Below are 19,313 nucleotides of genomic sequence, written 5' to 3' on the forward strand. Positions count from 1 at the left end.
CGTACCGGAGAACATCATCGCCAGCCAGTGGCTGGAAGGCACTATCCGGCATCGCCGCAAGTCACCGGTGCGCCACGAATTCAGCTACAGCACCGGCATGCTTGCGCTGGATCTGCGTGAATGGCCATCTATTACCCACATAAGCCGTCTGTTTTCCCTGGAACGCTTTAACTGGCTGTCCCTGCACCGCCGCGACTACTTCCGGCCCGAAACCGAAAACCTCCTTCAGGCGGTAAGCGACCAGGTACAACAGGCGACGGGATGGCGCCCGGATGGCGCAGTGGAGCTCATCACCCATCCCCGATACTTTGGCTACGTGTTCAACCCGGTCAGCTTCTACTTTTGCTACAACCCTGGTGAGCGCCCTGACCAGGGGGCTGTGCCCCGGGTCATCCTGGCCCAGATCACCAATACCCCGTGGAAAGACCGCCATGTGTATTGCCTGGAAACCACGGGCGCAGAGCCAACCAACGCCGGCTGGCGCACTGAGCGCTTCGGCTTCAGCAAACGCTTTCACGTATCGCCCTTTAATCCCATGGACCAGCACTACCAGTGGACATTCAGCTTTCGCGGCCCTGAACTTCGCATTCACATGGGGGTACGACAGGACGAGCGCAAACATTTTGATGCCACATTGGTGGTCCGACGCACCCCCCTGGATCGTAAAGAACTACACAGGAGCCTTAGGCAGTTTCCACTGGAAGCGCTGAAGGTGGTGGGCGGTATTTACTGGCACGCCCTGAAGCTCAAGCTCAAAGGGGTGCCGTTCTTTACTCATCCAAACAAGCTGCCTGAAAACGACCCGGCGCACCGGCTCGGCGCAGAAGACTCAGGCCAGGATGTCACCGAACCCACAGCCCAGAACAAGACAACCGGAAAGGTAAGCTCATGGAGAACCTGAACACCTCGCTTGAATCCACTGGCACTGGCCGGGCGCCGATCACCAGCCGGTGGGCGAAAGCCCTTGTGTGTCAGCAGCTTTCGCTTCTTGAAGCGGGAACATTGACGATTCGTGAAGCCGGAGCTGAAACCCTGACCTTTGGAGACAGCGACAGCCGATTCGCGCCCGCGGAGCTGGTCATCCACGACCACAGCACCTGGAAGGACCTGCTTACCGGAGGCAGCGTGGGCGCCGCCGAGGCCTATGTGGCCGGCGACTGGTCAACACCGGATCTGGTGGCTCTGCTGCGATTCTTCACTCGAAACGTTGACCGCATGAACGCATTCGAAGACCGCTTCAGCTGGGTGACCAAACCAGCCTTAAAGGGCCTGCACTGGCTAAATCGCAACACCAAGGAAGGTTCCCGCAAGAACATCAGCGCCCACTACGACCTGGGGAACGACCTGTTCGAAACCTTCCTTGATCCTACGATGATGTATTCCTCTGCTATCTACCCAAGCCCGGAGGCCACGCTGGAACAGGCGGCGGTTTACAAACTGGATACCATCTGTCGCAAGCTGGACCTGCAGACGGGCGATCAGGTGGTCGAAATCGGGACCGGCTGGGGTGGGTTTGCTGTGCACGCCGCCAAGCACTATGGCTGTCACGTGACGACCACCACGATTTCCGCCGAACAACTGGAACTGGCACGAGAAAAGGTCCGCGAGGAGGGCCTGGAAGATCGTATTACCCTACTGTTCGACGATTATCGTGACCTAGAAGGGCAATTCGACAAACTGGTCTCCATCGAAATGATTGAGGCCGTCGGCCCCCAGTTCCTCGACAGTTATTTCTCACAAATCAACCAACTGCTTAAGCCCGATGGCCTGGCCCTGGTGCAGGCCATCAATATGCCCGAGCAACGCTACACACGTGCCCTGAAGAATGTCGATTTCATCCAGCGCTTCATCTTTCCGGGCAGCTTCATTCCTTCCTTTGGCGCGATTCTGGGCTCCGTTCGTACCGGCTCGGACCTGGTGATGACCCACGCCGAGGATATCGGCTTCCATTACGCCCGAACATTGCGAGATTGGTGCAACCGCTTCACGGCAAAGCGGGATACGCTCGACAGCCTCGGCTACGACAACGCTTTTCGCCGCCTGTGGCATTTTTACTTCGCCTACTGCGAAGCCGGGTTCAGTGAACGAGCCATTGGTGTTTCCCAGATCCTTTTGGCCAAGCCGGGCAACAAGCGCGAGAACATTCTGAGCGTATGATCCGCAACGACACCCTGCGCAATGTCCTGAACTTCGCCCTGTTCCAGACTGGCTGGTTTGTGTGCGTGCTTTATCCAGGGCTGCCGGCCGCCGGTTTCGTGGTGCTGCTATTGGCTTTCCACGTGATGTTTATCAGCCAGCACCGTTTTACCGAGCTACAGTTCATCGGCGCAGGCACGGTATTGGGGGGCGTGCTGGATGGCATCTGGTTCCAGACCGGTATCCTTGACGATGGCACTGGCAGCGTACAGATCACTCCGGTCTGGCTGGTCGGCATCTGGGCCATTTTCATGACCACCCTGAGCCATTCCCTGTCCTGGATTGGCAGCAAACCCTGGCTGCCCTTTGTGTGTGCCCCCATCGCCGGGCCTTTTGCCTACTGGTCCGCGAGCGCGCTGGGCGCGGTGCAACTTCCGGATCTAACGCTTTCCCTGGCAGCTCTGGCATTCGGCTGGCTGGTTGTATTCCCGAGCCTTCTCTACCTCCGCAAAGCCCTCTATCCGGAGCTAATACGATGAGGACCAGCGCCCTACTGCTCATCTGTGCCCTGCCCCTGTCGGTTGCGGCCGTCGAGATGCGGTTCACCGGCCAGGCGATGCCGTTGAAAGGCGACAACCGGCTCTATGAAGAGCAGCACTTAGTGACGGGCAAGTGCACCGATGGTCTTTTCCTGCCCGCCGCCCACAAGGTGACTTACGTTCGCAGTAACGGAGAGACGTTTGCTGAAAAGACACTGTCTTACGAACAGTCTCCGTTGCGTCCGACGATGACCTTCCAACAGCCGGGTTTCAATGAAGTGATGGAGATCCGCAACCGCGATGACGCTGAGCTGGAAATCGAGTGGCAGACTCCGGAAGGCGACACGGAAAACTCTACGGTGGAGATCAACCCAAAACTGGTGGCGGATGCGGGCTTCGACAACCTGGTTCGCAATCACTGGCCCAAGGTCGCTTCCGATGACCGCATTGAATTCCACTTTCTGGCGCCTACCCGGGGCAAGGCCTATGGCTTTGTACTCGAACCGGCGGAGGACGATCGTATCAACGCCGCACACACGGTGCTGATAAAGCCCTCCAGCACCATCCTGAGCTTTCTGGTGGACCCAATCCTCCTGGGCTATGACGAAAACGGGGCGCTGACGGACTACCTCGGGCTGACCAATATCCGCAAAGACAAAGACTCAAACTACACCGCCCATATCCGCTATACCGTGGAAACCATGCCGGATTGTGAACTGACCCGCTGAATCCGTCCTTGCAGCCAACGCGGACACACCGACCTGTTGTGGTAGACTTGCGGTTTCCTGACGCACCCTGACAACCGCCAAAACTGCAAAACAGAAGGTTTCCGCCGATGATGTTTGTCTCATTCAACGTCAACAGTATCCGCACGCGGCTGCACCAGCTTGAGGCCGTAATTGATAGCCTGAATCCGGACTTTATCGGCCTGCAGGAAACCAAGGTGACCGACGAGGAATTCCCGGAGGACGCCATTCGCGAACTCGGCTACCACGTTCACTTCCATGGCCAGAAGACTCATTACGGCGTTGCACTTCTTTCCCGCCAGGCGCCAGACAGCGTTCAGAAAGGCTACCCATGGGACGGAGAGGATTCACAGCGCCGGCTGATCACCGGTCATTTCACGGTCAATGGCCGCAAGCTTACCGTGATCAACGGTTACTTCCCCCAGGGCGAAAGCCGAGACCACCCCGTGAAATTCCCTGCCAAGGAAAAATTCTACGCGGACTTGATGCGCTACCTGGACGACCTTAAAGCGGCCAACGGTGAGATCGTCGTGATGGGTGACATGAATGTATCCCCCACTGACCAGGACATCGGCATCGGGGCCGATAACGCCAAGCGCTGGCTGAGAACCGGTAAGTGCAGCTTTCTGCCGGAAGAACGTGAATGGCTGGGACAGGTTGAAAGCCGTGGTTTCACCGACGTGTTTCGACACCTCCACCCCGAGGAATCGGATACCTTCAGCTGGTTTGATTACCGCAGCAAGGGCTTTGACAGGGACCCGCGCCGGGGCCTGAGGATCGACCTGGTCATGGCTAGTGACGCGCTTCTGCCAAAGGCAAATGAAGCAGGCGTCAGCTACGATATTCGCGCCATGGAGCGGCCTTCGGACCATTGTCCGGTGTGGGCCCGCTTCGCGCTTTGAACCCACCCGGCTGGGCCGCGACATGAAAAAAATGAAAACCCGCGACCGCATCCTTGAGGCCAGCCTGATGCTGTTCAACAGCATCGGCGAGCCCAACGTAACCACCTTGTTGATTTCGGACGAATTGGAGATCAGCCCAGGCAACCTCTATTACCACTTCAAGAGCAAGGGCGATATTGTCGGGGAGCTGTTTGCCAGCTATGAGCACGAGATGCACGACCTGCTGGCCGTACCGGAGGATGCAGACATCAGCCTGGACCAGCAGAGCTTTTTCCTGCATTTACTGTTCGAAACCGTCGCCCGCTACCGATTCCTGTATCAGGACCTGGTGAACGTCCTGTCCCGATACGAACAGCTTCAAACGCGTTTCCGGCGCATTCTGAAAAAGAAAACCAATGGTTTCAGAGTCATCTGCGAGAGCTTTCGACGTCAGGGCGTCATGGAGATTACAAGCGGGGAGCTGGATGCACTCTGCGACCAGCTGACACTCACCGCCTGCTATTGGAGCAGCTTCGACAGCCTGTCACACCTAGACGATCGCGACTCCATGGACCCGGGCCGCGGTGTTTACCAGATGATGCACCTGCTGTTGCCCTACCTGGATCCGGATGGAAAGGAACAGATTTACCTGATGAGCCGGGACTACCTCTGATACCAGTGCCCCGTGGCGAGTATTATTCCTCTTCGGAACGATCCTCGGTCTGTTCCCTGAGGCGGTGAAGCTCGGCCTCCAGGACCTGAATCCGGCGTTCCATGGCTTCGATTTCATCCCGACGATGAATACCCAAACGGCGCAGCGCTCCGGACACGCGATCGTCAAACATGTTTTCGAGCCTGTCCCAGGTACCAGTGGCCTTTTCCCGCACATCGTCTACGCGGTCTTCCACAGAGCGTACGTGCTTTTCAACAACGCCCCGGGTCTTACTCTCCAACTGTTCGCCTTCTTGGACCAGGCGATCAAAGAAGCGACCCGTGTCCTCCTCGGCCTTGGTGTAGGCACCGAGCCCAGCCAGCCAGATCTGCCGCGCAGATCCCTTTATTTTACCCGCCAGCTGCTCGTCGTTTTCCGGCGTGTTTTCGTTTTCGTCAGACATGCAAAACCTCGGAGGCGTTGGACTCTCAATAACCCATTATTGTATTACAGCGGGCACAGAATTTCAGTTAACAGGCCTTTTTCTCTGTTTCAAAGCTGAACCTCAATGGCCTGAAAGGCCCACAGTGAACGGCTTTAATATAAGCACACGTTCAATATGAAAAAATGTGATCAAACGAATCGCTCGCTGGCTTGAAGTGTTCAAAATATCGTCAATACTTCACTATACCGGTGTCCCTGCTGATGCCGGTTTGTCTGGAAGTCTTTCATGGATACTACTCGCACGCCTCTGCCCGGCCACCAGTGCCGGGCTTTTTTTATCTCCTGAATTAAAACTTCCCATGGCCCAGGCTCTGACAGCGGCTATGTCCTGTGGCATTATGCTGAGGCATTTACGAGACCGGTAAAAGGATCGCTTATGGACATCAGACGTATCGACGACACGATTTCAGTCTCACCCCAGCTCACAGTTGAAGACGTGAGCGAGGCTGCGAAACTCGGCTTCAAGACGCTTGTCGCCAATCGACCCGATGCCGAAGAGCCCGGACAGCCGGGCATGGCCGACATCGAAGCCGCCGCCCACGAACACGGTATGGAATGGGTGTACCTGCCCGTCGAGTCCGGCAACATCTTTGATAATGACGTCGACCGCTTTGACACAATGATCCGTCAGGCGACGCAGCCCGTACTTGCCTTCTGCCGCTCAGGAACCCGCTGCACCGTACTCTGGGCGCTAAGCTCGGCGCGCACCGAGCCGGCTCGGGACATCGTCAATAAGGCCCGTAACGCTGGTTACGATGTTGGCGGGCTAGCGCCGAGGATGGCGCAACAGGCGGGAAAGCGCTCCTAAGCCACTCTCGACCGGACACCAACCATTTCCAGGATCCAGAACCATGCCGTACAAGGGTACCGCCGATTTTCGCCATGACCATCCCGAAAAAACCGGTGTACTGATCACTAATCTGGGAACCCCGGATGCCCCAACCACCTCTGCCCTCCGTCGCTACCTGGGGGAATTCCTCTGGGATCCACGGGTGGTTGAGGTGTCGCGCCCGATCTGGTGGCTGATACTCCACGGCATTATCCTGAGGCTGCGTCCCAGCCGATCTGCCAAAGCCTATGCCGGCGTGTGGCAACCGGAAGGCTCGCCGCTGTTGATTCACACCGCCAGGCAAGCCGAAGCCATTCGAAAGCAACTGCAAGCGAAACACGGTAACAACCTGCTCGTGGGGTTTGCCATGCGATATGGCAACCCGGGAATTCCCAAAGTGCTTGATGAAATGCAGGCGCAGGGGGTTCGCAGATTGCTGGTACTGCCCTTGTACCCGCAGTATTCCGCCTCAACCTCCGCCTCAACGTTCGACGCTATTGCCCATGACTTCACCCGTCGGCGCTGGCTGCCCGATCTGCGGTTCGTGTCCCATTATCCGGACTACCCCCCTTATATAGAGGCCATGGCAACCCATATCCAGGCACACTGGGACAAGCATGGGCGCAACCAGAAACTGATCCTTTCCTATCACGGGATTCCCCTGAAATACCTGAAGCGTGGCGACCCGTACCACTGTGAGTGCCACAAGACCTCCCGTCTGCTGGCCGCGAGGCTTGGCCTCGGAAAGGATGAGTATATAACCACCTTCCAGTCACGTTTTGGCCGGGAAGAATGGTTGCAGCCCTATACCGACGAAACCCTTAAGGCACTGCCCCAAAAAGGCGTAACATCGATAGATGTGTTCTGCCCCGGTTTTTCGGCGGATTGCCTCGAAACCATCGAGGAGATTGACGAGGAAAACCGTGAGTACTTTATGGAGGCCGGCGGCGAGGGCTTCAGCTATATTTCGGCGCTCAATGCCACGCCAGGACATATCGACGCCCTCACCCAGCTGATTGAAGAAAATCTTCAGGGCTGGCAGGTGCCGCGAAATGAGCCCGAGGAACTGGCAGAGAGGGTCAGGCTCGCGGAAGAACAGAAACAGGCCCAGTACCCGGGCCGGGAGCTGTGAGATGAAACTGAACTGTGATCTTGGGGAAAGCTACGGTGCCTGGCGCATGGGCCAGGACGACCTGGTGATGCCCCTTATCGATATGGCGAACGTCGCCTGCGGTTTCCACGCCGGAGACCCCTCGGTAATGCAGAGAACCGTGGCTCTGGCAGCGAAGCACGGGGTAGAGATCGGCGCCCACCCTTCCTATCACGACCTCGCCGGCTTTGGCCGACGCTCCATCAGCCATAGCCCCGAGGAAATTCACGCCCTGATCCTTTATCAGCTTGGCGCGCTAGAGGGATTGTGCCGGGCCGAAAGCCTGAGACTGTCGTATGTAAAACCCCACGGTGCCCTGAACAACGACATGATGCGGGACATGAGCACCCTCGAAGCCGTTATGGTCGCTGTTAAGCGCTATCAGCCGGATCTGCCGCTAATGCTTCCGGTGACCGTCAAACACGAACAACACCGGAAACTGGCGGACTATGTCGGCCTCCCCATCTTGCTGGAAGCCTTTGCCGACCGTGTCTACGACGACGAAGGCCAATTGGTGTCCCGTCGCCTCCCAGGGGCCGTACACCAGTCTGCAGACAAGATCGTTGATCAGGCGGTGTCGTTCGCTCACAACGGCGGGGTCTACAGTTCATCCGGTAACTGGCTCACACTGCCTGCTGATAGCCTGTGCGTCCACGGCGATAATGAAGCAGCACTGAGCGGTATTCGCGCTATTCGGAAAGCATTGACTACGAACTAGAAGCGCTAACGTCTTGAAGGGATACGAGATAGATCAGGAAAGGAAGAGAAAGTGGCGGTGGGCCAGGGATTCGAACCCTTATGTAAGTACAAATCTTCCCCGACCGACAACTGTGTGTATCTATAACACCATAAATTCCATGAGCCTTAAACCTCTAGGAATCCCTGATTCCGGGCCATCTAGCGAAGAGGATTAACATCTCAAATGAATGACTTTTAGTTGTTAAGTAATACGCATCATGATGCATATTTAAATTCTAGGTCGTAATGGAGTTGCTGGATTTGGGATGGTGTTGTCGCGGGAACGCTGAAAAGACAAAGCATCACTCGCCGTTAGGCAGGGGTTGCAGCTGCACTGCAACCCCATTAAGAGGATAGCTTCGAAGAAGGCGTCAAGGGGCCGAGTCCTCGCACTGCGTGCTGCGGGCCGCACCAACCCCTTGACCCCGATTTACTCGGGTTCCAGTAATCGCTTTTCTTGAGCCAATGGATCATCGCGTCTCGCTGGCGTTGATGTATATCGGCTGATCTGAGCCAAGTGATGATTTTAAGACTATTGGCCTGCCAGAGCGATGTTTGAGAAAATCTGCGTCGGCTTTTGGAAAGTCTTTTAGCGATAACCAATCGTCATCCCAAATAGGCTTGCAGTCTTTGGCAGCTCGCATCAGCTTCTACGAGGACTTTCGACTCATTAGGATCACCAACCACCAAAGACCTGACCCATGACATAACCTTTAACTTCGGCGATCCCGCCAGGTTTCTCAATCATGTACTCAAGCGCTGGAGCCCCGTCAAAGCGACGGTTAGGACGTCTAACCCAACTATCGGCACGGCCATCTTCTGTTTCCGAAAAAATCGCATGGAGGGCGCGATAGATCCGTGAGATGTTGAGATAGCCTTCAAAATCTTCACATTCAAGGGCTCTCTGACGCAGCGTCTCACGCTCTTCATCGGACAGCGCCCATGCATCGCAGACCAACTCGAAAATACGGTCCGGGCCATCTGCATGCAGTCCATCAGCCGTGAATTCCCCCATAATAAACCCTCCTGGCGTAGTACATCCGGTTTCTCTAGTATAAACAACGCGAGAGGAAAAGGTGGACCGCTATGATGTCGGAAAAGGAGTGGGGATGATGTTGGTGGTCGGTCCAAAGCTCGTATAGAACGAAGACACCGCTTTAGAGTGCTGTCTTCCGTTGAGCGATTGCGAAAACCTGCGCACAACAGTCTCATAGCGAGGAGGCCTGCTTAGCGCGACATCTCCAAGATCCCTCACTAGCGAGTGGCATAGTGCTTATTCTGGTGCTCTAAACCACCATCTCTAGAAATCGCCGCGCTCGAAAAACCACCACTCTAGAAATCGTATTTTTTGAACTTTCTTTTTATTTTTTCGTTGATCGAATTTATATACGATGCTATCGGCGTCTTCGCAGAAGACATTACACTTCTGAAGTAGAATGTTGCAGGAGACCTTCCCGCGACCTCCCAGATCGAATAGTCTATTGCAACTGAGCTTTCTTTAAATAGCTCAAGACAAATTCTCTTTGGCAACTTAACACTGACAATTCCCAAAGCTTCGCTCGTAACAGAAATTTTAGCCTCATAGTCCGAATAAACTTCCTCAAGTCTCTTAATTACCTGCTTGTTATTATCGTTTCTTTTACAAACAAACGCTGAATAAAATATTTCTATTATTTTATTCTCTGCCAAACCAGTGCTCATGCGCTCCGTCTGGGCAATCGCTCCAATGTCAAACTTTTCTCCATCTATAATCGCTTTAGATGTATCAGGTAGCTTTCTATGGAACGCAATTTTCGATAGCGCCATATCGGCTAGTAAAATTGAATTATCGTAGCCCATATTTTTGAAGAAAAGCTTAGAGTAAGCAACCTCTGGAATCTTTTTCAAAACTTCAAAATAAAACGCTGCAAAAATGTGACTCAGTGGATTGTTCTCCGTTAGCTGCGCGGTTTCACTGAAAAAATCTTTATTTTCGCCGACTGTGTATTTCGCAAGCTCCCTTCCGTACCTTGATTTTGTAAATATAAGATTTGGCTTAGAAATAGAAACAGTTGACTTCAAGGATTCGAATATTAAATTTAAAGATAAGTAAACGAAATTATAGAAATAATCTTGCCTAATGTATAAGCTATCATTTTCATGTAACGACTTTATATCACAAATAATCTGGTAAGTAATTCGAGTGCTTGATCGAACCTCAGGCGATGCAGTCAACGACTTAAAATAAAGAGTCTCCAAGGAGTTCAATGTATCTTGTAATTCCTTCATAGGAAATTTGTCATTGTGTAACCGACCGTGCGTAATTAACAACCGTTTCCCTCGACCCTGATGCGCGTGCTCGTTAAATTTTTTGAGCGCCTGTTGCAGAAGCTCCGAACATAACTCTGCTATCTCTCTGTTTTTTTCTTTAAGAATTTTGCTTTGATCTGACAACGATTCCTTGAAAACTTGCTTCCAGGCATAAGCCCGATACATGAAAATCGCCAAAAATCCGACAAGCAAAATATATTCGAGACTTAGTTTCATGCGAATCTTCCTTAGTGCTTCGATTTAATTTCCATAAATTTAGAGATCGTACAGAAAGATCAACCAAAGCGCTAAAGGCCCGGAAACCCTCTTTTCCCTCAGTATCCTGTATCAACCAGTCCGCAACCGTCCATGTGCTATCACTGTCGTCCATGAGTCCTCCTGCCGGTCCTACTCTAACGTTCAAGTAAATGCAGGCGAGAATCCACACTCCACAGTCTCATAGCGGGGCGGCCTGTTCAGCGCCTCGTTATACATCTCTTGGCTTCCTATGACGATGCAGAGTTTCTGTGTCCGGGTAATCGCGGTATACAAGGCGCTATTCTCAATCATTGGTCCACCCAAAATGATCGCGCATACCTCGTACTCACTGCCCTGGGACTTGTGAATCGTGATGACGTATGCGAGTTGGAGCCCCAGTTCCCAGGCCTGATCCCGACTTAAAGTGGTCTGTGAATCCGACCCCTCGAAAAACACTGTGCACAGAGTCTCTCCCTCAATCGTTATGCCCGTAACGACACCTGTCATACCGTTAAACAAATTGAGGTGCGCCACATTTTTAGTGACGATCACTGGGTCTCCAACCTGGAGTGTGTGCGCCCCAAGTTTGAGCTTCAGGTTTGATTCCTCTTGTTTGTTTACGGCAGACTGAATAACTGGGTTAAGCGCCTCTGTGGAACTGTGATACCGGCCAGAACTGTAAGGCGTGAGAATCATGGCATTCATCTTTTGCCTCAACTCTATCGCCGTTCTTTTGGAGTTATCAGACGGTTCTAGCAGATAAATACCCTCTTCCTGCCCTTCATATGTTGGTAGCTGATGCGATTGCCTATTTCTTATGGACATCGCGGCATCGTGCAAGGGGCTTCCGTCCGCCTGCCTGTGGACTTGAATCAGTCGGGTTTGTGGCACTTCCGACTTTACAAGCTTGTGATAGAACAGGCCAAAGCCAATGGGCGGCAGCTGTGCCGTGTCACCAACGAACAAGAATCGAACGGTTATTCCCTCCAGGGTTTTCAGTAGCGTACAGATCAGGGACATATCAATCATCGACGATTCATCAACAATTATCAGAGGATCAGAATTTAATTCCTCTTCGAGATTCCGGTCATTTTTTATCCGATGGATAAAGGAATGGATCGTGGTTGCCTCTTCGCCGACTGACTGGCTTGCTCGGTTCGCCGCTTTACCTGCCAGAGCACAAACAAAAACCGGTATCAGGCTCTCTCTAGCAAGCCGTACGATGGCTCTGAGTACGGTTGTTTTTCCAGTTCCGCCGTAACCGCTGAGAAGTGATATCCGGTTTTGGAGTGCCATCTCCACTGCTTCGTTTTGCTCCCTATTTAGTGCGAACCCTCCACTTTCAAGCTGCTTTGCGTTGTAAGATTCGATCCGCTTCTTCAACGACGCTGAGTCGAAACTGAAAAGAGATCGAGGTATCTGAGTGTGGTGGAGACGCAAGAGCGCCTCTTCAACATATTGCTCGATATAAGCAACAGCAATGGCTTGCAGATATTTCTCTCCATCCCTCTCATAGACACAGACAGCTTTTACTGCCAGCGCTGACTTTACCGCTACCTCAGCCGAAACAGGGCTTCTTATGGCTGAAAGTGCGTCCGCGATCCGCTTTAAAGCTTTGGGGAGATGGACTACGGTATTGCCAGCATCTAGCTCCTTAAACATCGCATACTCGACCGCTCCGATTTGGACACGATCATCTTCAAGAGAAATGCCCAGCTTCTCTGCGACCCTAGCGATGGTGAGGAGATTCTTCCTGTTCGCATTGCTCAAAGCGATCAAAGCGAACGGATTTCGTTTGAGTCGGCTGACTGTGTCATGTTTACAGAGGCGGATTATCTTCTTTGCTAGAGCACTATCTAGCTTGTGCTCGTGGAGAAAGGTGGCAACCTCTGTTTCTTCTTTTAGCTTTGACCAGGCATCGCACACACGAACTGCGATTGGCTCACTCAGTCCAGCATCTATCAAAGCATTGACGTCACCTTTATTGAGGACTTCAACTAACGCATATTTCCCGGCTGCATCAATCAACTTCGCAACCTTCGCCTTACCAAAATGGAATCCTCGGAAGGCTGGATGATTCTCTAGCAGACGCCCCACGTAGTTGAATGAGGGCAGCTCAGTCAGAAACGCATCTGTGACAACAACAACATCACCGTATTTTGGGTCTTCAAGTATCTGCCCCTCAATCTTCCAAAACTCTCCTTCAGCTGGTATCCGCGACACAACGCTCCTAGGAGCACGGAAAGACTTCTTTCTGAACTTGCCAACCGGTATGCCTTTGAACACGGCACCGCCCATGGGTGAAGGGAAAACTGATTTAACTTCTACGACGCGAGAGAAGCTCATAGGCTGAAGCGCCGACCGGTATTAATCATAAAATCTAAAGACTCAGCAGCCTCTTCCTTATCTTCCTCAGACCGTCTAAGTTCAGAATTCACCTGGATTAACTGCTTTTGAAGTCCCTCGATTTTCTCTTCTGCAAGCGCCAAGTCTTTTCGGGCATTGCTCAGCTGCTTTCTGAGATTTTTTAGTTCGTTGTCAGTGCGCGTTTCTGGGTCTTTGCCCTCCACGGCGTCGGTTCCAATGACCTTCGCCTCGTCATGGAGTTGCTGTTTCAAGGCTTTGTTTTTGGCGAAGACTTGTCTGTCGAACCCACATAACTCGGCAATCTGGGAATAGTTGATGTCGCCGAATTGGCTGATCGGAAACTTCTGCTCTGTGTTTTTCAGATACTTTACATAGGCATCGAAATTACGCTTGTTGAGCTTTCCTTTTTCAGGCCCAGAAAGCTTCACGCCTTCAGGAGGTTTCTCACAGATGAAGGTCTTATCTTTCATTCTTCACCGCCTCGCGCAGCTCATTCAGCCTAATCAAGTCGTCGTATTCCGCTATCAATGTTTCAATCGCGTAGATACCTGGGTCCGGTGTTTCTTCGGAGACTTCATTCGGCCCAACAATCACAAAGGCGTCGAAAAGGTGATCCATAATGCCGTCTATGATGTCGATGAGCATTCCAATGTCGTCTTTGTCGGAACGCCCTTCCTGAGCTTCTGAGGGCGTCTCAGGCGCATTGCCGCCTGTAATGCTAAGTCGATGTTTGAGTAACTCATTCTCATGCTCTAGGTGTGCGCAGTGGAGCTGAAGCTCCTCTAGCTCAGCCTCCTCATCACTTTTTTCGGCATGCGCAGAACCTTCAAAGTGAGCAAGCAATATATGCCTGTACTTCCCCTCTTTCCTGGTCAGCGTTGTTCGGCTGATAGGAGAGACATCCTCTCCGTCTTTGGCCTGCCTCCTCTCCAGCTCAGTTACTACCTGAGCCGTACTTACTGCCAGCGAGTTCAAAGAGTCGAAACTTGCTCCCGCCAAAAGCGTTAAAGCCTTTCTTACAAGGGCTTCTCGGTTCTCAACCTTCTTTTTTTGGCTCTGGGCGAAAGGGTTTTTTCCCTTTTTTTTGTTACTCACTTTCTGCCTCATATGCTCTGGAAAGAACAAGATTCAATTTGTCGAACCCGATCTTTGGAAGCTGTGGAAGAGAGTCCATATTCTCCGAAAGATTCGCAGTTGCGAGCTTGTAAACATCGCGAACATTTAGACCATTTGCAGACATCATCGAATGGAGTTGGGAAGCAAGGAGCGCATTCTCAGGCTCTTCGTGAGACTCCAGTAGCCCTCGAATGTTGCCGCTGGCCACCATCAGCTTGTATCTCAAGGCCGCAAATTTTCTTTGAATACCAGGGCTGTCTAAATCCGGGAAGCACTGGACATCAATCAGTCGCTTGATGAGGCGCTCCCCCTCTCCAAGCTCTAACTTTTCATAAAGGTTCTTTATGGTTTCGCTGTCTTGAGCCATGAAGTCATCGCTATTCGAATCACGCATGTGATACAGCTGCTGTTCAATCGCCTCCAGTGCGAACGCATCCCTAGTCATGCGGTCATATTGCGACTCCATACTTTCGATATCTGAAGTGAGCGCACCGGTTTTCGGCCTTTTCTTAAAAGCCTTTATCTTTTCCCCGTACTCTTCCATCAGCTCAACAGCTCTGAATTTCGCCGCATTGATCGCAGGCAAGTGCATAATGCCCCTTATCGCGTACGGGCAAATGGTGCAGGGTTTATCCAAACCATATTTCTGCACGACTTCTGAAGGACAAACGTTTCCGAATGGACAGATGTGAGTGGAATTACAAGCGAGCTTCGTGTACTGCTTAGCTTTTAGTTCAGCAATACCGTTTTTCGAGTCATCGACATCAGAAAGACTGAACAAACCATGTGTCGAAATTGCCTCATCCGGATCGGTTTCAATATCCTTTGCTATGATCCGATTGATCTCAGTTATCTTTTCAGCAAGCTCCGGAGCACCGCCACCTTTAAGCCTATCCTCATTTCTCATCAAAAGGTTCACTAGAAGCTGCTGATGATCACCAACATCCTCGGCCTCCATGATCGTGTAATACCAAACAAGGTCATCACTAAATTGACCTGTGAGGTGCCGTCCAATCAGTGACGGAGGTAAGAAACGCATGCGCTCGGATATAAAAGCGGCTCTGAGCCCGTGGGGCGTATATGGCGTATAGACGCGCCACTCCCAGGAGCTATCAACTTTTTTTGGATCGAAGTCATCAATACTTGTTATGTGGTCGGACGTTGGACCTGGTGTTTTTTCGGTGTTCCTAGGCTTCCAATGTGCAAGCTGCGGACAGTCGATTTCACCGACTTCGTGCCTTAGTAACTTTTCCAGCATCCAGAAGATCTTGCCTGTTTCCTCATGAACATCCCAGTTAGTGTGCGAAGAGTCCAGTCTAAACAGCGGAATGAACTTACCGAACCGGCTCTTAGCTGATCCGGAATACCACATCGGCTCTTTCAACGAATCAATCTCGTTCCTTTCAAGCCATGTCCTTTGACGTTGGCAAACGTCGATTACTTCCCTACTTACAACAGAGACCCACTCAGCATGCGCCTTGTCTGTGCTCACAATGAGTGGGGCTAAACCGCTCTTTTTTTCGGGGATAGCCGCATCAAACCCATCTTTGTCGAGCCATAAAAGATGTTTCTGCCGGATACCGGTGTGGGTCATTAGCCATAAGACTCTTGGCACATGGGGAGTAGCTCGCTCCTCATCAATTCCATTGATGCGATAGGGAGTAAGCCAGTAGAAGCGCATCACTTGTTTCAACGGATAGTAGCGATCCTCGAACCGGACCACCGGGGTATAATTGAGGCGCTCTACATTTATGTGCAAATCCTTTTTCCCAGGTTCTGGCCAAATGGACCTCCACTCTTTCTGTGTGCACAATTTGTTGTAGGTTAGGGAAACCAACTCTCCACCAAGCACTCCAGGATTCGTGCCATCGGCCATGCCATTCAGGTGATCGATGAAATAGTCCAGTGTTTCGAGAAGAGAAATAAAAACTCTAAAGTACTCACGGGGAAGCACATTTTTGACAGTGGTGGTTTTTCTTGACGTTTTCGGTATATCTGCTTCTGCGACCGTACACTTAAATTTTTCAGCATCGGGGATTTGGTCATTCAAAAGCTCTATGTACTTGAAATACCGTTGCGCATTCATCAAGTACCCATAGGTTGTCGTATTCCATTCCCAATCAAACTTATCACTCAAAAGCTCCATAAATTTAAAATAGGTAAGAGGAGCTTCACGAGTTTCATTGACCAATTCAGCGAGGTGTTCGTTTCTAGCTATGAAGTAGGCGCACGTAAGAGCATTGAACGATGTGGGGAAATTACGCAAGTCGCCGTCGCGTTCCTTGAAGAATCTTGGTAGATAAATGCTGACATAGCAGAGAAGTATACTCAGCAAGAACTCGTAAGAAGATCGCTTTTCAAGCCGCTTCGAATCGATAAAGGATTGAAAAGTTCGATCAATGATATGAACTATTTTCTGAACCTCATCACCAAGCTCCGAATACGGATAATCGCTTGCCACGTCGAGCTTTTTGCGGAAGAAAATATGTCTTAGTGTTCGCGGCGCAATGCTCGTGCCAATCAGCGAGCTAATGTCGGCAGAACCCGTTCCGTGTGCGTAGGCTATTAACTCTTTCGTTCGCTTGGTGGTTTTTGATTCATAAGGAGTCCCGGTCCTGGGTTTTCGATTTTTCTCTTTTTCCGCCCTACGTGCTTCGGCTTGCTTTTTGCGCTCCTCTTTTAGTCGATTTTTTTGACCAACGATGTCACCGATTATCTCCTCAAATAGCTGATTCAGATGTGGATGATCAGCGAACAAAAAAGTTAATAATTCAATTACATAATACCTACCCAGCAGAGGATGCTTTGATCCGCGAGAATTGTCGATCAACGCACGAATATCTTCCTCAATCACGTTATCTGGTGAATGCCAGTCTGTATTGAAGATCAAGCGAAGCCAGTGGTTGCAGGCCCTTTTTCTAAGCTTGATATCGACGTTTCCTTCAAACACTAGATCTGCCGAGGGATTCGCGGAGAGCGCTTTATAGAGAAAGTTTGCAGGTATCGTCTCCGCAATTTCGGCCAAGCGCTCATGGGGAATCTTAACTGGAGAGAAGTTCCGAGGCAGTATAATCAGGCCCTTAGCCCACAAAGAGATCAATGTGATTTTTGTGAGGCTGATGAACGCAGTTATTGTGTGAGCCGCTGGTCGTCGAAGAAAAAATTCTTGACCGGAACGCAGCTCAGCGTAGATTTGATAACACGTCTTCAATTCGCTTGCATCAAGGTCCCCGGTGAAACCTCGACCACATGCTGCCACCAAGCCTTGCAGAGACTCTTCGCTAATCCCTGCGAAGTCTTTGTATCCTCCGGAGCGAAAGAACTTAATCACTGGGTTGTTCTTGGCCCTGTCACTTCTGGTGTGGGTGCCATTTTTTTCAAGATCATGGACGCTTCTCCGAAGCTCTGTCGCAAGTGCCAGCCCAATTTCTTCGAGTGGTGCCAGTAAAACCGTTTTGTCGGCGTCTAAATTAATCATCCTGGGAAGCTCCTAGCTTGCTTTGCTCTATTTTCGCTTTCGTCTCGGCGACTTGTTGCTCCAGATATTTAAGCCTCGCTTTTTGAATGCTGAAGAAAGGGTCACTTGCCTGGGCCATATTGAGGGCACCCATAGCTACTTCCAGTTTCATCATGTCCTGCCTTGCATACCTTTGAGTTGTTTTGATTTCCGCATGACCCATCAGCAACTGAACTTCTTTCAGGGGCAGGCCAAATTTACCGTTGCCCACAGGAGCAAAATTGTGGATGTAGTACCCGTACATGTGGCGAAGGGCATGAAAGGCATACTGTTTCCCTGTTACCTTCACTGACGCTTTCGTGAAGCTGTCATAAAGCGTTTGATAGGAGTGGACGACTGGGCTACCGCTATTCACTAAATTCAATAAGAAAGGATGTTTCGGAGCTATCGGACGCCTTTTTGCTTTGCGGTTTTCCTCTAATCGATATTCATGCAGAGTTTTCCAAAACATGGAGGCGAATGGCTCTATTAGCCAAGTATCTGGCCTTTCACGACCTTTATGCGGAAGGCTGTTGATTTCTGCTTCGGTAAGGAATGGAATCAGCTCAGATTGACGCGTATCTGGGTCGATAACGAATACTTTTTTCGAGACCACTCGTCGCTGATCTTGCAGTTTTCCCTTTCTAGCCGATGTGGTTACAACGATATCCGAGGAAAACATAGTCTGGGCCTCCGAAATTCGAATTCCGGAGGCTGCTAATAGACTCCAAAGGAGTTTATCCCGAAGATTTGGAGCACTGTTAATAAGATCCTTGGCTAGATCGAAGGGAAACGTTTTGTGGTCGCCGCCAAACTCGTCAGAGACGATGATTTCTGAGGTTTTACTTTTGGGCTTTAAGCGGGCCTGCTTCATTTTTCTCATGCCGCCACTGATACAGGCAGCAAACCAAGAACTTTTCCTGACTGCACGTTTCACCGACTCTTTCGGCTCAACTCGCTCCAAATGCTTTATAAGGCCCGAACTCGCCACGGGTGTGCTCGACTCAATGTACCCTGCCTCGGTCAGTTGCAGTAAAGCAATTCGGAATGCCTCACTAGCTTCCAAGAAGTTATTTACAGCAGCCATTGTCTGCTCGATTGTTGCTCCCCCAAGATTGCCAGGAGGCGCTGCCTTTCCGATTTTTTGGATCAATTCAATATCGCTGTCGGCACCGAATGCCAGGTAGCTCTCAAAGTTTTCCAACAACAGGTAGAGGTCCAAGCTGCTGACAGAACCGTTGAGCTGACTATCGGCTTCCAGAAAGTAGTTGATGAACTTTTTAACCCCGAAGGCATAAGCTTCAACTGTGTTGAACTTTTTGCTTTTGGCAAGGGAGAAAGACCAGTCGTCAAAAAAGTTGCACAAATAATCATCGCGACAAACCAGACGAAAAAATGTTCGTCCATCACGCGAGGATTTAACGAGGGTTGAATGGTTTGAATTCTGACTCATAAGACCGCCTTTCTAATACGCATCACTTAGAAAGGGTTTTAGATGGCTTTTCTCTGAGCGTCAACTAAATACGCATCATTTTTGATGCATATTACGTAATTTCACATCGTGCGGGTAACTTGAGGCGAAAAAAAAGGGCCTAGGAAAAACCTAGGCCCT

The 19,313-nt window shown here is 51.2% G+C and carries 17 protein-coding genes; 9 read left to right on the top strand and 8 right to left on the bottom strand.

What is annotated here, in order from left to right; all coding sequences use genetic code 11:
• The first annotated feature begins 16 nt into the window (after window positions 1–16).
• The 6 genes from AC0B60_RS08100 (at window position 17) to AC0B60_RS08125 (ending at window position 4,975) form a co-directional block, all read left to right on the top strand.
• Window positions 17–901: a DUF1365 domain-containing protein gene (locus AC0B60_RS08100; protein ID WP_465085603.1), complete on the top strand. Its 885-nt coding sequence runs from the start codon at window positions 17–19 to the stop codon at window positions 899–901.
• Window positions 889–2,157 carry a class I SAM-dependent methyltransferase gene (locus AC0B60_RS08105; RefSeq protein WP_465085250.1) on the top strand — a complete coding sequence of 423 codons (1,269 nt, stop codon included), beginning with the start codon at window positions 889–891 and terminating at the stop codon, window positions 2,155–2,157. The genes AC0B60_RS08100 and AC0B60_RS08105 overlap by 13 nt, the downstream gene beginning before the upstream one ends.
• The gene (locus AC0B60_RS08110; RefSeq protein WP_465085251.1) at window positions 2,154–2,675 is read left to right on the top strand and encodes a DUF2878 domain-containing protein; all 522 of its coding nucleotides are present in this window, start codon (window positions 2,154–2,156) and stop codon (window positions 2,673–2,675) included. Before AC0B60_RS08105 ends, AC0B60_RS08110 begins: the two co-directional genes overlap by 4 nt.
• Window positions 2,672–3,403, top strand: a complete 732-nt coding sequence (locus AC0B60_RS08115) for a hypothetical protein (protein ID WP_465085252.1) — start codon at window positions 2,672–2,674, stop codon at window positions 3,401–3,403. The genes AC0B60_RS08110 and AC0B60_RS08115 overlap by 4 nt, the downstream gene beginning before the upstream one ends.
• A gap of 107 nt (window positions 3,404–3,510) precedes the next feature.
• Window positions 3,511–4,323 (top strand): exodeoxyribonuclease III, encoded by an 813-nt coding sequence (gene xthA / locus AC0B60_RS08120; protein ID WP_465085253.1) that lies wholly within the window; start codon window positions 3,511–3,513, stop codon window positions 4,321–4,323.
• Between the two features lie 22 nt (window positions 4,324–4,345).
• Window positions 4,346–4,975: a TetR/AcrR family transcriptional regulator gene (locus AC0B60_RS08125; protein WP_465085254.1), complete on the top strand. Its 630-nt coding sequence runs from the start codon at window positions 4,346–4,348 to the stop codon at window positions 4,973–4,975.
• 22 nt (window positions 4,976–4,997) lie between these two features.
• Here AC0B60_RS08125 and AC0B60_RS08130 read toward each other — a convergent pair whose 3' ends face one another.
• Entirely contained in the window at window positions 4,998–5,417 is a 420-nt protein-coding gene (locus tag AC0B60_RS08130) for a phasin family protein (protein WP_465085255.1), read from the bottom strand.
• 417 nt (window positions 5,418–5,834) lie between these two features.
• Between AC0B60_RS08130 and AC0B60_RS08135 the strand changes: the two genes are divergently transcribed.
• From AC0B60_RS08135 to AC0B60_RS08145, 3 genes are read left to right on the top strand one after another with little or no spacing between them, the layout of a single operon-like run.
• Window positions 5,835–6,266, top strand: coding sequence for a protein tyrosine phosphatase family protein (locus AC0B60_RS08135; protein ID WP_465085256.1), 432 nt, complete (start codon window positions 5,835–5,837; stop codon window positions 6,264–6,266).
• Between the two features lie 43 nt (window positions 6,267–6,309).
• Window positions 6,310–7,419, top strand: a complete 1,110-nt coding sequence (gene hemH, locus AC0B60_RS08140) for a ferrochelatase (RefSeq protein WP_465085257.1) — start codon at window positions 6,310–6,312, stop codon at window positions 7,417–7,419.
• A 1-nt stretch (window position 7,420) separates the two neighbouring features.
• The gene (locus AC0B60_RS08145; protein WP_465085258.1) at window positions 7,421–8,155 is read left to right on the top strand and encodes a 5-oxoprolinase subunit PxpA; all 735 of its coding nucleotides are present in this window, start codon (window positions 7,421–7,423) and stop codon (window positions 8,153–8,155) included.
• 696 nt (window positions 8,156–8,851) lie between these two features.
• Here the strand turns inward: AC0B60_RS08145 and AC0B60_RS08150 are convergent.
• The 7 genes from AC0B60_RS08150 to AC0B60_RS08180 form a co-directional block, all read right to left on the bottom strand.
• Complete coding sequence (locus AC0B60_RS08150; RefSeq protein ID WP_465085259.1) at window positions 8,852–9,190, bottom strand: antitoxin Xre/MbcA/ParS toxin-binding domain-containing protein; 339 nt, start codon at window positions 9,188–9,190, stop codon at window positions 8,852–8,854.
• Between the two features lie 317 nt (window positions 9,191–9,507).
• Window positions 9,508–10,701 carry a hypothetical protein gene (locus AC0B60_RS08155; RefSeq protein WP_465085260.1) on the bottom strand — a complete coding sequence of 398 codons (1,194 nt, stop codon included), beginning with the start codon at window positions 10,699–10,701 and terminating at the stop codon, window positions 9,508–9,510.
• 183 nt (window positions 10,702–10,884) lie between these two features.
• Window positions 10,885–13,068 (bottom strand): AAA family ATPase, encoded by a 2,184-nt coding sequence (locus tag AC0B60_RS08160; RefSeq protein WP_465085261.1) that lies wholly within the window; start codon window positions 13,066–13,068, stop codon window positions 10,885–10,887.
• The gene (locus AC0B60_RS08165; protein WP_465085262.1) at window positions 13,065–13,559 is read right to left on the bottom strand and encodes a hypothetical protein; all 495 of its coding nucleotides are present in this window, start codon (window positions 13,557–13,559) and stop codon (window positions 13,065–13,067) included. The genes AC0B60_RS08160 and AC0B60_RS08165 overlap by 4 nt, the downstream gene beginning before the upstream one ends.
• On the bottom strand, window positions 13,549–14,184 hold the full coding sequence (locus tag AC0B60_RS08170; protein WP_465085263.1) for a hypothetical protein: 636 nt from the start codon (window positions 14,182–14,184) through the stop codon (window positions 13,549–13,551). The genes AC0B60_RS08165 and AC0B60_RS08170 overlap by 11 nt, the downstream gene beginning before the upstream one ends.
• Window positions 14,177–17,683, bottom strand: coding sequence for a hypothetical protein (locus AC0B60_RS08175; RefSeq protein WP_465085264.1), 3,507 nt, complete (start codon window positions 17,681–17,683; stop codon window positions 14,177–14,179). Before AC0B60_RS08175 ends, AC0B60_RS08170 begins: the two co-directional genes overlap by 8 nt.
• Window positions 17,676–19,154 carry a tyrosine-type recombinase/integrase gene (locus AC0B60_RS08180; protein WP_465085265.1) on the bottom strand — a complete coding sequence of 493 codons (1,479 nt, stop codon included), beginning with the start codon at window positions 19,152–19,154 and terminating at the stop codon, window positions 17,676–17,678. Before AC0B60_RS08180 ends, AC0B60_RS08175 begins: the two co-directional genes overlap by 8 nt.
• Window positions 19,155–19,313 lie beyond the last annotated feature (159 nt).

It is taken from the genome of Marinobacter sp. V34 (genome assembly GCF_055524115.1).

What these genes read in the sequence shown, in the direction of transcription:
- AC0B60_RS08150 (WP_465085259.1), bottom strand. Translation starts at nt 9,190, where the DNA reads ATGGGGGAATTCACGGCTGATGGACTGCATGCAGATGGCCCGGACCGT.
- AC0B60_RS08175 (WP_465085264.1), bottom strand. Translation starts at nt 17,683, where the DNA reads ATGATTAATTTAGACGCCGACAAAACGGTTTTACTGGCACCACTCGAA.
- AC0B60_RS08125 (WP_465085254.1), top strand. Translation starts at nt 4,346, where the DNA reads ATGAAAAAAATGAAAACCCGCGACCGCATCCTTGAGGCCAGCCTGATG.
- AC0B60_RS08155 (WP_465085260.1), bottom strand. Translation starts at nt 10,701, where the DNA reads ATGAAACTAAGTCTCGAATATATTTTGCTTGTCGGATTTTTGGCGATT.
- hemH (WP_465085257.1), top strand. Translation starts at nt 6,310, where the DNA reads ATGCCGTACAAGGGTACCGCCGATTTTCGCCATGACCATCCCGAAAAA.
- AC0B60_RS08145 (WP_465085258.1), top strand. Translation starts at nt 7,421, where the DNA reads ATGAAACTGAACTGTGATCTTGGGGAAAGCTACGGTGCCTGGCGCATG.
- AC0B60_RS08135 (WP_465085256.1), top strand. Translation starts at nt 5,835, where the DNA reads ATGGACATCAGACGTATCGACGACACGATTTCAGTCTCACCCCAGCTC.
- AC0B60_RS08110 (WP_465085251.1), top strand. Translation starts at nt 2,154, where the DNA reads ATGATCCGCAACGACACCCTGCGCAATGTCCTGAACTTCGCCCTGTTC.
- AC0B60_RS08160 (WP_465085261.1), bottom strand. Translation starts at nt 13,068, where the DNA reads ATGAGCTTCTCTCGCGTCGTAGAAGTTAAATCAGTTTTCCCTTCACCC.
- AC0B60_RS08105 (WP_465085250.1), top strand. Translation starts at nt 889, where the DNA reads ATGGAGAACCTGAACACCTCGCTTGAATCCACTGGCACTGGCCGGGCG.
- AC0B60_RS08165 (WP_465085262.1), bottom strand. Translation starts at nt 13,559, where the DNA reads ATGAAAGATAAGACCTTCATCTGTGAGAAACCTCCTGAAGGCGTGAAG.
- AC0B60_RS08115 (WP_465085252.1), top strand. Translation starts at nt 2,672, where the DNA reads ATGAGGACCAGCGCCCTACTGCTCATCTGTGCCCTGCCCCTGTCGGTT.
- xthA (WP_465085253.1), top strand. Translation starts at nt 3,511, where the DNA reads ATGATGTTTGTCTCATTCAACGTCAACAGTATCCGCACGCGGCTGCAC.
- AC0B60_RS08130 (WP_465085255.1), bottom strand. Translation starts at nt 5,417, where the DNA reads ATGTCTGACGAAAACGAAAACACGCCGGAAAACGACGAGCAGCTGGCG.
- AC0B60_RS08180 (WP_465085265.1), bottom strand. Translation starts at nt 19,154, where the DNA reads ATGAGTCAGAATTCAAACCATTCAACCCTCGTTAAATCCTCGCGTGAT.